Consider the following 14,164-nt stretch of genomic DNA (forward strand, 5'->3'; position numbering starts at 1 on the left):
GATTCTACAAGCTTTTTTTCAGCGTAAGGAATTTGTAAGAAACGGGTAAGAAAAAAGAGATTTCCGTTGTCTATTATAGAAATATAGAGTATTGCGAAAGGGGAAAGTAACATGACATATATATTAAAAACGAATCAGTTAACGAAAGTGTTTAAAGGGAAAGAAGTTATTTCCGGTGTTAACATGCATGTGAAAAAAGGAGAGATATACGGTTTCTTAGGACCGAATGGTGCTGGTAAAACAACGATTATGAAAATGATTACAAATTTAATAAAACCAACGAGTGGTGATATTGAAATCTTCGGTGAGAAATTAACAGATACATCTTATGAAGTATTAAAAAGAATGGGGACAATTATTGAATACCCAATCTTTTATGATAAATTAACGGCGAAAGAAAACTTAGACCTACATTGTGAATATATGGGTTATTACGATAAAAATGAAATTGACCATGCATTACATTTAGTGAAACTGCAAGGGATAGATAATAAAAAAGTAAAAGATTTTTCATTAGGAATGAAACAACGACTCGGTATTGCAAGAGCAATCGTGACAAAGCCAGAATTGCTCATTTTAGATGAACCCATTAACGGTTTAGATCCAATTGGTATTAAAGAGTTACGAGACTTATTTAAAATGCTCTCCAAAGAATACGGTATTACATTATTAGTTTCTAGTCATATTTTAGGTGAGATGGAACTAATGGCGGATACAATTGGTGTGATTCAAAATGGAAAACTAATAAAAGAAGTTTCAATGAAGAGTATTAACGGAAAACAAACAGAGTATATTGAAATCACTGTTCCTGATGTGAAACGTGCAACTTATATTTTAGAAGATAAACTTGGTATAAAAAACTACAAAATAATGAGTGGAAACATGATTCGGGTTTATGATACGTTAGCGTCTCAGCAGGCCATTTCAAAAGCACTTATTATGAACGATGTGGAAATTGAAAGTATTAATAAGAAACATAGTTCCTTAGAAGAATATTTCTTAAATGTAATGGATGGAGAAGGTATTCATGCTTAATGGACTGTGGCTGAACCTGGTAAGTGGATTTATCGTAATGCTAATAAGTGGAATTTTATATTATAGAAAACCAGGGCGGAAATGGTTGTTCAGTGTACTAGTGATAGGAATGTTAAGCTTCGTTACTGCTGGAATTAGAATGTTAGCAGCGTAGAGACAGGTATATAAAGAATGGAGGCGTAATTTATATGTTTAAATTAATGAAGCTCGAATGGAAGAAACATAAATTATCTAGTTACTTTAAAGGGGTAGCAATTTGTATTATAGCAATTTTCGCTGCAGTAAGCCTTATGGCGTGGGGATCTAAGGTAGAGGATGATTTGATGTTCTCTAGCTATATGGAATACATGTCTTTAGCAAATATTCTTATTAGAATTACATTTATTATTTTTGCATCGGTTATTTTATCACGTTTAGTGATTGATGAATACAAGAACAAAACAATACAGCTACTATTTATGTATCCACTGCAAAGGAAAATGCTAATGAGTGCGAAATTAACAATTGTTTTTTGTTTTTGTTTTGTGAGCACGATTATCGCTACTTTCATTATTAGTTTGCTCATATTCTGTATGAATCCAATAATGGGACTACTTGAAACGCCTGTTACGATGGGGGAAATAATAGCTATCGTTCCAGCTACTATTATAAGTGCATTTATGATATCTGGTATTAGTTTAATTCCTTTATTTTTTGGAATGAGAAAGAAATCAACACCGACAACGATTACTTCTGCAGTAATAATTGGGATGATGATGAACAGTAACGTTGGTCCTGGAAATGGTCAAGTAAGTATGTTTGATTTTATAGCTATCCCAATCGTGCTCTGTTTATTAGGAATTTTCATTAGCTATCTATCGTTTCGTAAAATTGACAAGATAGATGTGGCGTGAAGCAAGCTTAAAACAAAAACGAACTGGGGTATGAATAGTGAAAAAAATGATAGTAATTGCAATATTATTCATTACAATTGCTAGTGTAGTTTTTGGTATTAAGGTATTTCAGGGGAAAGATTTTAAGAAAGAAAAGTCTTTTGATATAAATAATATAAAAGCAATAGAAGTAGACAATGAAAATTGGAATCTTGAGTTTAAAAGTACAGACGCTAATAAAATAGTAATTTCTGCTCAAGGTGAACAAGCGGATAAAGAGATAGATCCTGTCAAAATAGAAAATGATGAAAATAAAATTATGGTTAAGCAAAAACAAGAGGCGAACAAATTTTTTAATGGTTTTACGTTTAGGAAGAAGAATAGTATATGTATAGCTATTCCGAAGAAAGAAATAGATAAAATTGTATTAAATAATAAATCAGGTGATGTGAAAATAAGAGATATAGTAGTAAAAAGTATCGTGACGAAAGGCAAATCTGGGGATGGAATGATTGTAGGACTATCAGCCGAGAAAGGTGAATTCATATCGCAAAGTGGAGAGTTAGTTGTAAAAGATAGTTCAGTACAAGAATTAAATATAAAGTCTACGACTGGTGATAACTATATCGCAAATGTAAGTAACTCAAATATGAACATCACTTCAACATCTGGGGAAGTATTGCTGAAAGATATGATAGAAGGAAAATCATTATTTATAGAAACAAAATCAGGGGATATTGGCGTACGGTATAAAGGTGTCCCGGCATCATTGAAGCTTATGGCTAAAAGTAATTCGGCTGACGTAATAGTAGATTTAAAAGGACTTAAGAAAGATAAAAGTACAGAAAAAATAAAAGTAGGAACGATTGGTGATGCAAAAAACAAAGTGGAGATTTTAAGTAAGACAGGGGTCATTTATATTGATTAAGTCTTAGGAGGAGGGAGGACACTATCATGCTACATTTAATGAAGCTAGAATTGAAAAAGTTTAAGCTTGGCTGGTACGTGAAGAGAGCAATTATTGCAAATATTGTTATACTGGCATTAATGATCTTTGTGAGCATCATCGCTCAAGTAGAAGGTGATGCAGAAATAAGGAATCCAGAGACGATATTGTTAATGGCTAGCGCAATAGTAAGAGCAACGTTTATTATTTTTGGTAGTGTATTAATCGCAAGGCTAATAATTGGTGAATATAAAAATAAAACAATAATACTTATGTTTTCTTATCCTATTAACCGAAAGAAAATGATGGCTAGTAAGTTGGCTATTACAGCGATAGTAACATTTATAACAGTTATTGTATCTAACATTTTAGTAGTAGGAATTTTCTTTGGGATAGATAGTTATTTTTCAATTCTTCCTAATTCATTCACAGTAGATCAATTGATGCAAGAAGGAATAAAACTAGTTCCTTTAGCCATTGCAACTGCGGGAATGAGTTTAATCCCATTATATTTCGGAATGCGTAAACGTTCCGTGCCAACTACAATTGTTTCATCTCTTATCGTTGTCTCAATTGCAATGAATAGCAACCCATCGTTTTCTACAGCAACTTTTCTTCCTCTTCAACTAGCATTGGCAGCAATTGGAGTTGTGATTGCGTATTACGGCATTAAAAATATAGAGAAGGAAGATATAGCAGTATGATAAGAATACGTAAAAGGAGTTGGTGTTATACTAACTCCTTTTTTGTATATATATGCTTCGTTACTACTCTGTAAATTTAGAGTGTTTACTTAAATAATCTTGTACTCCTGGAGAAATGTTAAAGTTATTTGGACTTTTATATTCGATAGTAAACTCTCCGTCAGTACTTGTTTTAAAGGAGATCGCATAGCTATTCATTTTAGCATTGTAAGAAGTATTTTTGACTACCGCATCTAAATCGAAGTATTTTGTAATATATTCTTTTGATTCCGTAATTGCTACTTGTTTTCCCCAAGGGGTACCATAATAGGTGAAATAAAGAGATACACTAATAACTCCAATAAGAGAAGTTAGTAAAATAGTTCCCATAGCTATTTTTTTATTTTTTGTATTCAATTTGGTTACTCCTCTTCGTAATATGTATTCATTTTAACCTATCTTTTCCATAAAACAACCATTAAGAAAAAATAGTTTCACATGAAACAAGTTACAGAAAAAGACAAGATATGTAAACATCTTGTCTTTTTTGTCGTTACATTTTAGGAGCTTCCATTCCAGCCGCAGCCCATTCTTCTTTTGCGGGGCCATATACGCCAGGAACTGTTAAGCCAGCTTGTCGCATTAAAACCGTCATTTGTCCGCGGTGGTGATTTTGATGATTAATGAGTGTCATTAAAAATATAGAATTCGGCATAGGGCGACCAAAGAAGTCATTAATAGTAGCTAAGTCTTTATCAGTCCATTTACTTTGAAGTGTTTCAACAAAAGCCGCGTTTACTTTACGGTATTCATCTGCAATTGTTTTTGCAGAAGTTGGAACAGGATAATCTTTCGATTCTCCTTCAAACTTTAGCCCTGTGCCAGATAGTATAACAGGAATTGCCGTCACGATATGCCAAGCAACTCTTCCTAAAGTCCAATGTTCAGGTGCAATTTCTTGTGATAAAGATGCATCGGTTAATGAATCAAGCATTTTCTGAGTAGACTCTGCTTCGTATGTCCATGATTGCAAGAAGCCGTCAATGGTTTGGTACATAGTTATCCCTCCTATTTTTGTTCATAGATTAAATTCGTGAGAGATAATATAATCCCTGTTCCACAAGAAATAATTAATTAAGCATTGCTACAATATGAAAAAATTGGAAAATGTTTGTAAAAGTGTCAGGGAACGAATGTGCTCATTCGCATATATAATGAATAAAGAATGGTGATAAGGGTGAAGGATATAGAAATAGTAGAAGGTCTTCGAAAACAAGATATGTTAGCATTACATACAGCAATTGATCGATATGGAGATTTAATTTATAAGGTAGTTCATAGTATTTTAGATACGGCACAGAGTAAGGTGTTAACGGTTGTATGTGTTTTTTATGGATCGTTATTATAATGAAGTTGATTTAAAAGTATGTGTATGGAATGAAGTAGCTTATATGAAAACAATATTAGACCGTAAAGGTGGAAGTGAGTTTCTGCATATAAAGTATAAAAATGATAAAGAATACGTATTATTGGGAAATGCTGATGATTACAGAGAGTTATTTCAAATAGTAGGTAGGTTGAAAATAGCGAATGGAATAGAATTGAGATTACAAGATAAGAAATTAAAGAGAAAGTTAACTTTAAAACGAAGTGTGCTCAATATAATCATGTATTCACTTGTTATATATATTATGTACAAAGCCTATATTAATTTTATGCCATAATAGGAAAAGACGGCTTCACATATATGAAGCCGTCTTTTAATTAACTTTCTTCCCACTCTTCCTCATCAACCATAAGAAATAAGGTGCTCCAAGTACAGCAACGACAAGACCAGAAGGAATTTCTTTCGGATATGCGATTGTACGTCCAAGTAAGTCAGCAACAGAAAGAAGGATTGCTCCAAATAGTGCTGAACAAACGAATAGTCTTTGATGATTCATACCAACAACAATTCTTGCTAAGTGAGGTGCGACAAGGCCTAAAAAGGCAATTGTACCGACAGCAGCGATATTTACTGATGCAAGTAGTGTCGCTAGCACAATCAGAGCAAGACGTGTCTTATTTACTGGTTGCCCAAGTCCAGTTGCTAAATCGTCTCCAAGTACGAGAACGTCAAGTTGTTTTATTAAGAAAAAGATAATGAATACAAGAATTAGAGATGGATATAGAATGATATTTTCTAAGTGATTCCATCCTCTTGCATACGTACTGCCAGATAACCATGTTAAAGCAGCGGCAACATTCAAATTGGCTCTAACGATAAAGATTTGAATAATTGCTGAGCCAAGCGCAGAAATACCAATCCCTATTAAAGCGAGAGCTGTTGGACTAAATCCTGATTTCCATGAAAAGAAGAGGACAATTCCTACTGCAAGTAGTCCTCCGATAAATGCACCAATTGGTAGAAAGAAACCAGGAAGTGCAGGAAAGACATACATAATCGTTAAAGCACCAACACCAGCTCCCGATGAAATACCAATAATAGAAGGATCGGCAAGTGGATTTCGTAATATACCTTGGAAAACAAGCCCACTTATTGCAAGGCATGCGCCAGCAATAGCAGCAACGAGCATTCTTGGTAAACGAAGATTCATCATCATATTTTTATCAAATTGTGTTAATTGACCTGATATAACATTTATAATGCTTTCGATATAAGCGTTACTACCGATTGTAACACCAAGAGCAATCGTCACAATACAAAGTGTGATAGATATAATGATTACCTTTTTATAAGAGTAATAGCGGGAACTAGCTCCAGCTGTATTCGCACCGTTATCATTCATATATTGTTTCGACTTCATCATTCGATACACTAAGTAAATAAGCCAAGGAGATCCAATCATTGCTGTGACTGCCCCAACAGGAAGTTCTGCACCGGTTGGATCTATTAATCTACCGACAACATCTGCTCCAAGCAATAATACTGCCCCCCATAAGAAAGAAGAGAGAAGAAGAGTAAAGTGTTGACGGTATCCGATAAGGCGCATTAAATGAGGTGCAACTAAGCCGACAAAGCCAATTGGTCCAACAACAGTAACAATTACTGCTGTTAAAAAGATTGCAGCAATGAAGGCGATAAGACGTGTTACTGCTGTTTTTTCACCAAGAGAAATAGCAACATCATCACCAAGTAAGAGAATGTTGAGTTTACGAGACATAAATAGTAAAACTAGGAAAGAAATAATGATAAATGGAAAAGCAAATTGAACGCCATCCCAGTTATTTTGAATAAGAGAGCCAGCTCCCCATAAAAATAAACCAGCTGTTTCATTTTCATAGAAAAGCTGCATCGTTCCGGTAAAGGCAGAGAGCATTAATGTAACAACCATACCAGCTAATGCCATTCTAAGTGGGGTTCCCTTTTTTCCACCAGAAATACGGTATACAAATAAAGCAGTAATAGCACCGCCGATAAATGTGAACAGAAGAGAATTCATTTGTAAACCTTTCGGTAAGAAAATTGTAGCCGCTACTAGAAAGAAATATGCGCCAGAGTGAATACCCATTGTACTGGATTCAGCAAGTGGATTTTTCGTTAACGTTTGTAAAATAACCCCTGATGCAGCAAGAGCGCCTCCAGCTAAAATGGCAATTACAGCTCTAGGTAATCGAAGCATGATTAAAGTTTGATGTTCTAGCGATTGGTTCGGTGAGATAAGAGCATCAATAATCATACTATAGGAAATGTTTGCTTGACCTTGTCCGATATGAATAAAGAAAAGGAGGAGCAAGAGAGCTGCTCCTCCTCCGAATACAAGACTTGCTCGAAGTGTATGTTGTAAGCTATTCATTGTGTAATCACTTCTTCGCTGTCATTACATCTGCTACTTGTGTTGCTAAAGATGTTGCAGACTCAGGACCACCGAAAATCCAAGTGTCGCCTTTTAATTTATACATTTTGTTTTCTTTTTTGAACTTTAATTCTTCCCAAGCAGGGTTGCCTTTTAGTTGCGTGTCAAAAATGTTATCTTCATCCGCTACAATGTAAATGAAGTTTGAATCTTGTACACTTTGTAATGATTCTACAGTTGTTTGTTTGAAACCATCTGGCTCAGATTTTCCTGCTTCAAAAGTATTTGTTAAACCTAATTTTTTTGTAACTTGTAAAGCTAAAGAATTGTCAGTTAAGATACGGAATGTTGGTACGTTTTTAGCAGTAAATGCTTGTGCCATTGCGATGTTTTTATCTTTTAAGTCTGCTTTCTCAATTTTTGCTTTTGCATCAGCGAATGCTTTATCCATATCAGCTAATACTTTTTTACCTTCTTCTTCTTTTCCAACTGCTTTTGCAATTTGTTTAAATGTTTCTGTCATTTCAGCAAAGTGATCGTTATTACTTGTTGATGGATCAAACATAACTGTTGGTGCAATTTGCTCTAATTCATTTTTAATTGCTTTACCACGGAATGAAGCTGTGATAATTAAGTCTGGCTTTAAACGGCTAATTTCTTCTAAGTTTGGTTGTTGACGTGTCCCTACATCTACAACATCTTTACTCGGTTTTGTTTTTGTATTTACCCATTTATTATAATTCTTAATGTCTGCCATCCCTACTGGCTGAACACCAAGTGTTAATAAGTCTTCTGAATATACCCACTCAAGTACAACTACTTTTTTCGCTGGTTTATCTAACTTCGTTTCCCCTTCAGCGTGTTTAATTGTTATAGCTTGATTTTTATTGTCCGCTTTTGTTTCTTTTTTCTCCTCTTTTTGCTGTCCGCATCCAACAGCGAATAGAAGAACTACTATGAAAATACTGAGAATTTTCTTCATCTTCTGCCCCCAAATTAAGTGTTTTTTATAACTAGCACCATAAGTGAAAATGGTTATCAATTACAACACCCAAATCATACTATGAGGGTATTTTAAGTGTCAATATATTTTTAAAATTTTGACGAAAAATAACGAACTATACGGATTTTTATATATTATAGTCGCTATTTATGAAGAATAAGCCTCTTTACTAAAAATATTGGCGAATGTGGAAAGTTTAAATGGGAAAGTGGCTGTGTACGATAGTGTAATGTGTATTGTTAATAGTCTGTGGAGATAAGGCGAAAGTACAAGCAAAAGGAGAGTGAATCGCATGTAATAATTACTAGAATGTATGGAGGAAATCTGGTTTTATCCCCGACTAGGCAAAGTATTTCTTTGTTATTTAGATAGGTGTTTTTTAAGTCGGTGATTGTGCTAAAAAGATCGAATGTAAAGGAAGTGATCAACATGTCTTCATGGAGCAATAACGTAAATGGATATTGTGGGTGTAATAATCAAAATGGTGTACATGTTGATTCATGCTGTTTTAGTTGCGATGGGACAGTTCCTAAGGTTGGTCCGACAGGGGCAACGGGAGCAACGGGCCCAACGGGAGCGACAGGTTCAACAGGCCCAACAGGAGCGACAGGTTCAACAGGCCCAACGGGAGCGACAGGCGACACAGGGGCAACGGGAGCAACGGGTCCAACAGGAATAACAGGAGCGACGGGTTCAACAGGCCCAACGGGAGCGACAGGAATAACAGGAGCGACGGGTTCAACAGGCCCAACGGGAGCGACAGGAATAACAGGAGCAACGGGCTCAACAGGTCCAACGGGAGCGACAGGCTCAACAGGAGCGACAGGCCCAACGGGAGCGACAGGCGACACAGGGGCAACGGGAGCAACGGGTCCAACAGGAATAACAGGAGCAACGGGCTCAACAGGTCCAACGGGAGCGACAGGCCCAACAGGAGCGACAGGCCCAACGGGAGCGACAGGCCCAACAGGAGCGACAGGCCCAACGGGAGCGACAGGAATAACAGGAGCAACGGGTCCAACAGGTCCAACGGGAGCGACAGGAATAACAGGAGCAACGGGTTCAACAGGTCCAACGGGAGCGACAGGAATAACAGGAGCAACAGGCTCAACAGGTCCAACGGGAGCGACAGGAATAACAGGAGCAACAGGCTCAACCGGGGCTACAGGTACAAGTATCACGGCGACATATGCATTTGCAAATAATACGTCAGGAACAGCGATATCAGTACTTCTAGGTGGAACGAATGTCCCGCTTCCGAATAATCAAAATATCGGTCCAGGTATTACGGTTTCCGGGGGAAATACAGTATTTACGGTTGCAAATGCTGGAAATTACTATATTTCATATTCGATTAATATAACGGCTTCATTATTAGTTAGTTCACGGATTACAATCAATGGAGCACCACTTGCTGGAACAATCAATTCTCCTGCGGTAGCAACCACATCATTTAGTGCAACAATTATTACAACTCTTGCAGCAGGAGATGCTATTAGCTTACAATTATTTGGTTTGTTAGCTGTTGCGACATTATCAACAACTACCCCAGGAGCGGTATTAACAATTATAAGATTAAGTTAATGAGAAACTCTCTTACTCTTTTAAGAGTAAGAGAGTTTCTACATATAATAAGAAGTTAATGAAGTAAAGCATAGTTATATAAAAGTCAGAATATTATGATTGTAACACTATGGTGACTATAATATAATGAAAATAACCATCATGAATGAACATTCATTTATTTTTTATGTATTTGAAGGGGGAATGAAGGTGGAAAAACCATGGTTGAAAAGTTATCCAGAGGAAATTCCTAGTACGATTTCTTATGATATTCAGCCGCTTCATAGATATGTAGAACAGATGGCATCTCGCTACCCAGAAAAGAAAGCGCTTCACTTTTTAGGGAAGGATATTACGTTTTCGGACTTCCATGATAAGGTGAAGAGGTTTGCAAATTATCTTCAAAAGCTCGGTGTGGAAAAGGGTGATCGAGTTGCTATTATGTTGCCAAATTGTCCGCAAGCTGTAATTGGTTATTACGGCACATTACTTGCGGGAGGTATCGTAGTACAAACAAATCCACTGTATACAGAAAGAGAATTAGAATATCAGCTTCATGACTCGGGAGCAAAAGTAATTCTTTGTCTCGATTTAGTGTTTCCAAGAGTAACGAATGTTCAATCTGCTACAAAAATTGAGCATATTATCGTAACTCGTATTGCAGACTTTTTACCATTCCCTAAAAATCTATTGTATCCATTTGTGCAGAAAAAACAGTCGAATTTAGTTGTGAAAGTATCAGAGAGTGAAACGATTCATCTTTGGAATTCAGTAGAAAAAGAAGTGAATACGAATGTTGAGGTGCCTTGTGATCCTGAAAATGATCTAGCCCTTTTACAGTACACAGGAGGAACAACCGGATTTCCGAAAGGAGTTATGTTAACGCATAAAAACCTCGTCTCTAACACGTTAATGGGAGTTCAATGGTTATATAATTGCAAAGAAGGAGAAGAAGTCGTTCTTGGGGTTCTTCCATTTTTCCATGTTTATGGTATGACAGCTGTTATGAATTTAAGTATTATGCAAGGATACAAAATGGTCCTTATTCCAAAGTTTGATATGAAAATGGTGTTTGAAGCGATTAAGAAGCATAAAGTGACATTGTTTCCAGGGGCACCAACTATTTATATCGCTCTTTTAAATAGTCCGCTTTTAAAAGAATACGATATTTCTTCTATTCGTGCTTGTATTAGTGGATCAGCACCACTGCCAGTAGAAGTACAGGAAAAGTTCGAAAAAGTTACAGGTGGTAAACTAGTAGAGGGATATGGTTTAACAGAATCCTCTCCGGTTACACATAGTAATTTTTTATGGGAAAAGCGAGTGCCAGGTAGCATCGGAGTTCCGTGGCCAGATACAGAAGCAATCATTATGTCACTTGAAACTGGTGAGGCATTACCGCCAGGAGAAATAGGGGAAATTGTAGTGAAAGGTCCTCAAATTATGAAAGGATACTGGAATAAGCCAGAGGAAACAGCGGCTGTATTGCAAGATGGCTGGCTCCATACAGGGGATGTTGGCTACATGGATGAAGATGGATTCTTCTATGTAAAAGATCGCAAGAAAGATATGATTGTCGCGAGTGGATTTAATGTGTATCCTCGTGAAGTTGAAGAAGTATTATATGAGCATGAAAAAGTGCAAGAAGTAGTGACAATTGGAGTTCCAGATCCGTACCGAGGAGAGACAGTTAAAGCATTTGTTGTGTTAAAAGAAGGTACGGAGTGCTCTGAGGAAGAATTAAATCAGTTTGCACGTAAATATTTAGCGGCTTATAAAGTGCCGAAAGTATATGAGTTTAGAGATGAATTGCCAAAAACGACAGTAGGGAAAATTTTACGCCGTGTTCTAATAGATGAAGAGAAGAGAAAGAATGAGGATGAGCAAACGGGCTAAGGCCCTTTCTTTTTGAAAAAATAGGATTGACACTTTTCTAAATAGTCAGTATTATAAGAATATGAATGACTATTCATTCAGTCATCTTCTTGAAGGGGACAGTAAAGTGAAGAAAAATAGACCGAAATACAATCAAATTATTGATGCGGCAGTCATTGTGATTGCGGAGAATGGGTACCACCAAGCGCAAGTTTCTAAAATCGCAAAGCAAGCTGGGGTAGCTGATGGCACGATTTATTTATATTTTAAAAATAAAGAAGATATATTAATATCCTTATTCCAAGAGAAGATGGGAGAATTTGTCGAAACAATTCGTCAAAAAACAGCAGGAATTGAAAGCGCTGTATCGAAGTTATTCATGTTGGTAGAAACGCACTTCTTGCTGTTGTCGCAAAATGATCCGCTTGCTATCGTTACGCAATTAGAGCTAAGGCAGTCCAATCAAGACTTGCGCCTTAAAATAAATGAAGTATTAAAAGGCTACTTACAAGTTATGGATGAGATTTTAGAGACTGGTATAAAACAAGGTGAATTTCAAGCAGATTTAAATGTTCGCGTGGCAAGACAAATGATCTTTGGAACAGTAGATGAAGTTGTGACCAATTGGGTAATGAGCGATCATAAGTATGATCTGGTCGCACTTTCAAAAACGGTACACGGGCTACTTATTGCAGCTTGTGGTTATCGTCAATAATGGGAGGGATCATGTTGAAATTCCTATCTGTAAGAGTTGAAGATCATATCGCGGTGGCGACGTTAAATCACGCACCAGCGAATGCGATGTCTTCACAAGTTATGCATGACGTTACTGAATTAATTGATCAAGTGGAAAAGGATGATAACATTCGTGTTGTTGTTATTCACGGTGAAGGACGTTTCTTCTCAGCAGGAGCAGATATTAAAGAATTTACATCTGTTACTGAAGCGAAGCAAGCAACAGAATTAGCACAGCTTGGACAAGTTACGTTTGAGCGTGTTGAAAAATGTTCAAAACCAGTTATTGCGGCAATTCATGGAGCGGCACTGGGCGGCGGCCTTGAGTTTGCTATGTCTTGCCACATGCGCTTTGCAACTGAAAGTGCAAAACTTGGTTTACCTGAATTAACACTTGGATTAATTCCTGGCTTTGCAGGTACACAGCGCTTACCACGTTATGTTGGGAAAGCGAAAGCTTGTGAAATGATGTTAACAAGTACACCAATTACTGGTGCAGAAGCATTAAAGTGGGGACTTGTTAACGGATTGTTCTCTGAAGAATCTCTTTTAGATGATACGCTTAAAGTTGCAAAACAAATTGCTGGAAAAAGTCCAGCAACAACTCGTGCTGTACTAGAGTTATTGCAAACGACAAAATCGTCTCATTACTATGAAGGTGTACAACGTGAATCACAGATTTTTGGTGAAGTATTTACGAGTGAAGATGGAAGAGAAGGTGTAGCTGCATTTTTAGAAAAGCGTAAACCTTCATTTAGTGGCAGGTAGTTCAATTATTTTTTTAATATAAATTAACAGAAAATTAAAATTGATAGAATCTTTCTGAAAAACAAGGGGGTAAATGGAATGAACATCTACGTACTCATGAAACGAACATTTGATACAGAAGAAAAAATCGTAATTAAAAACGGTGCAATTTACGATGGCGAAGCGGAATTCATCATCAACCCTTACGATGAATATGCAATTGAAGAAGCAATTCAAGTAAGAGACGCACAAGGTGGAGAAGTTACAGTTGTAACAGTCGGTGGCGAAGATAGTGAGAAAGAACTTCGTACTGCATTAGCAATGGGCTGTGATAAAGCTGTATTAATTAATATTGAAGATGATGTAGAAAATGGTGACCAGTTCACGACAGCAAAAGTGCTTGCTGAATATTTAAAAGATAAAGATGCAGATTTAATTTTAGGCGGAAACGTTGCAATTGATGGTGCATCTGGACAAGTAGGACCACGCGTAGCTGAAGCGTTAAATATTCCGTATGTAACGACAATTACAAAACTTGAAATTGACGGTACAAATGTGAAGATTGAGCGTGATGTTGAAGGTGATACAGAAGTGATTGCAACTTCATTACCAGTTTTAGTAACAGCACAGCAAGGTTTAAATGAACCGCGTTATCCATCGCTTCCAGGTATTATGAAAGCGAAGAAAAAGCCGCTAGAAGAATTAGAATTAGATGATTTAGATTTAGAAGAAGATGATGTGGAAGCAAAGACAAAAACAATTGAAATCTATTTGCCTCCTAAGAAAGATGCAGGAAAAGTGTTACAAGGCGAGCTGCAAGATCAAGTAAAAGAACTTGTATCGTTGCTCCATACAGAAGCGAAAGTAATCTAATAAAATACGAAATTATATATGCAGGAGGGAAAATC

The 14,164-nt window shown here is 36.6% G+C and carries 15 protein-coding genes and 1 pseudogene; 12 read left to right on the plus strand and 4 right to left on the minus strand.

Going from position 1 to position 14,164, the window contains the following annotated elements:
- Positions 1-111: 111 nt before the first annotated feature.
- From M1D66_RS04810 to M1D66_RS04830, 5 genes are read left to right on the plus strand one after another with little or no spacing between them, the layout of a single operon-like run.
- Positions 112-1,035: an ABC transporter ATP-binding protein gene (locus tag M1D66_RS04810; protein WP_086386102.1), complete on the plus strand. Its 924-nt coding sequence runs from the start codon at positions 112-114 to the stop codon at positions 1,033-1,035.
- Positions 1,028-1,189, plus strand: a complete 162-nt coding sequence (locus M1D66_RS04815) for a hypothetical protein (protein ID WP_000931815.1) — start codon at positions 1,028-1,030, stop codon at positions 1,187-1,189. Before M1D66_RS04810 ends, M1D66_RS04815 begins: the two co-directional genes overlap by 8 nt.
- 34 nt (positions 1,190-1,223) lie before the next feature.
- Positions 1,224-1,928 (plus strand): ABC transporter permease, encoded by a 705-nt coding sequence (locus tag M1D66_RS04820; RefSeq protein ID WP_000475536.1) that lies wholly within the window; start codon positions 1,224-1,226, stop codon positions 1,926-1,928.
- A 37-nt stretch (positions 1,929-1,965) separates the two neighbouring features.
- Positions 1,966-2,835: a DUF4097 family beta strand repeat-containing protein gene (locus M1D66_RS04825; RefSeq protein WP_144596936.1), complete on the plus strand. Its 870-nt coding sequence runs from the start codon at positions 1,966-1,968 to the stop codon at positions 2,833-2,835.
- 26 nt (positions 2,836-2,861) lie between these two features.
- A complete protein-coding gene (locus M1D66_RS04830) occupies positions 2,862-3,557 on the plus strand; it encodes an ABC transporter permease (protein ID WP_144596933.1) in 696 nt (231 codons plus the stop codon).
- A gap of 63 nt (positions 3,558-3,620) precedes the next feature.
- On the opposite strand, the gene M1D66_RS04835 is transcribed toward M1D66_RS04830, so the two are convergent.
- Both M1D66_RS04835 and M1D66_RS04840 read right to left on the minus strand, forming a co-directional pair.
- Positions 3,621-3,953: a YfjL-like protein gene (locus tag M1D66_RS04835; RefSeq protein ID WP_144596931.1), complete on the minus strand. Its 333-nt coding sequence runs from the start codon at positions 3,951-3,953 to the stop codon at positions 3,621-3,623.
- Between the two features lie 136 nt (positions 3,954-4,089).
- A complete protein-coding gene (locus M1D66_RS04840; RefSeq protein ID WP_000284950.1) occupies positions 4,090-4,593 on the minus strand; it encodes a DinB family protein in 504 nt (167 codons plus the stop codon).
- A gap of 180 nt (positions 4,594-4,773) precedes the next feature.
- Between M1D66_RS04840 and M1D66_RS04845 the strand changes: the two genes are divergently transcribed.
- Together M1D66_RS04845 and M1D66_RS04850 are read left to right on the plus strand one after the other, a co-directional pair.
- Positions 4,774-4,944: a hypothetical protein gene (locus M1D66_RS04845; RefSeq protein WP_002026384.1), complete on the plus strand. Its 171-nt coding sequence runs from the start codon at positions 4,774-4,776 to the stop codon at positions 4,942-4,944.
- Positions 4,910-5,260, plus strand: a pseudogene (locus tag M1D66_RS04850) (hypothetical protein); the annotation flags it as partial. The gene M1D66_RS04845 and the pseudogene M1D66_RS04850, both read left to right, overlap by 35 nt.
- A 36-nt stretch (positions 5,261-5,296) precedes the next feature.
- On the opposite strand, the gene fhuB reads toward M1D66_RS04850, so the two are convergent.
- On the minus strand, positions 5,297-7,333 hold the full coding sequence (fhuB, locus tag M1D66_RS04855) for a Fe(3+)-hydroxamate ABC transporter permease FhuB (protein ID WP_086386104.1): 2,037 nt from the start codon (positions 7,331-7,333) through the stop codon (positions 5,297-5,299).
- 7 nt (positions 7,334-7,340) lie between these two features.
- Entirely contained in the window at positions 7,341-8,315 is a 975-nt protein-coding gene (locus M1D66_RS04860; protein WP_025709894.1) for an ABC transporter substrate-binding protein, read from the minus strand.
- Positions 8,316-8,765: 450 nt separating this feature from the next.
- Between M1D66_RS04860 and M1D66_RS04865 the strand changes: the two genes are divergently transcribed.
- From M1D66_RS04865 to etfB, 5 genes are all read left to right on the plus strand, one after another.
- On the plus strand, positions 8,766-9,920 hold the full coding sequence (locus tag M1D66_RS04865) for a BclA C-terminal domain-containing protein (protein ID WP_242555023.1): 1,155 nt from the start codon (positions 8,766-8,768) through the stop codon (positions 9,918-9,920).
- A gap of 189 nt (positions 9,921-10,109) precedes the next feature.
- Positions 10,110-11,795, plus strand: a complete 1,686-nt coding sequence (locus M1D66_RS04870; RefSeq protein ID WP_000414744.1) for a long-chain-fatty-acid--CoA ligase — start codon at positions 10,110-10,112, stop codon at positions 11,793-11,795.
- A 106-nt stretch (positions 11,796-11,901) separates the two neighbouring features.
- A complete protein-coding gene (locus tag M1D66_RS04875; RefSeq protein ID WP_000742223.1) occupies positions 11,902-12,489 on the plus strand; it encodes a TetR/AcrR family transcriptional regulator in 588 nt (195 codons plus the stop codon).
- Positions 12,490-12,500: 11 nt separating this feature from the next.
- The gene (locus tag M1D66_RS04880) at positions 12,501-13,277 is read left to right on the plus strand and encodes an enoyl-CoA hydratase (protein WP_000911292.1); all 777 of its coding nucleotides are present in this window, start codon (positions 12,501-12,503) and stop codon (positions 13,275-13,277) included.
- Between the two features lie 78 nt (positions 13,278-13,355).
- Positions 13,356-14,129, plus strand: coding sequence for an electron transfer flavoprotein subunit beta (gene etfB, locus M1D66_RS04885; protein WP_001029028.1), 774 nt, complete (start codon positions 13,356-13,358; stop codon positions 14,127-14,129).
- Positions 14,130-14,164 lie beyond the last annotated feature (35 nt).

This window comes from Bacillus sp. PK6-16, from assembly GCF_056530295.1.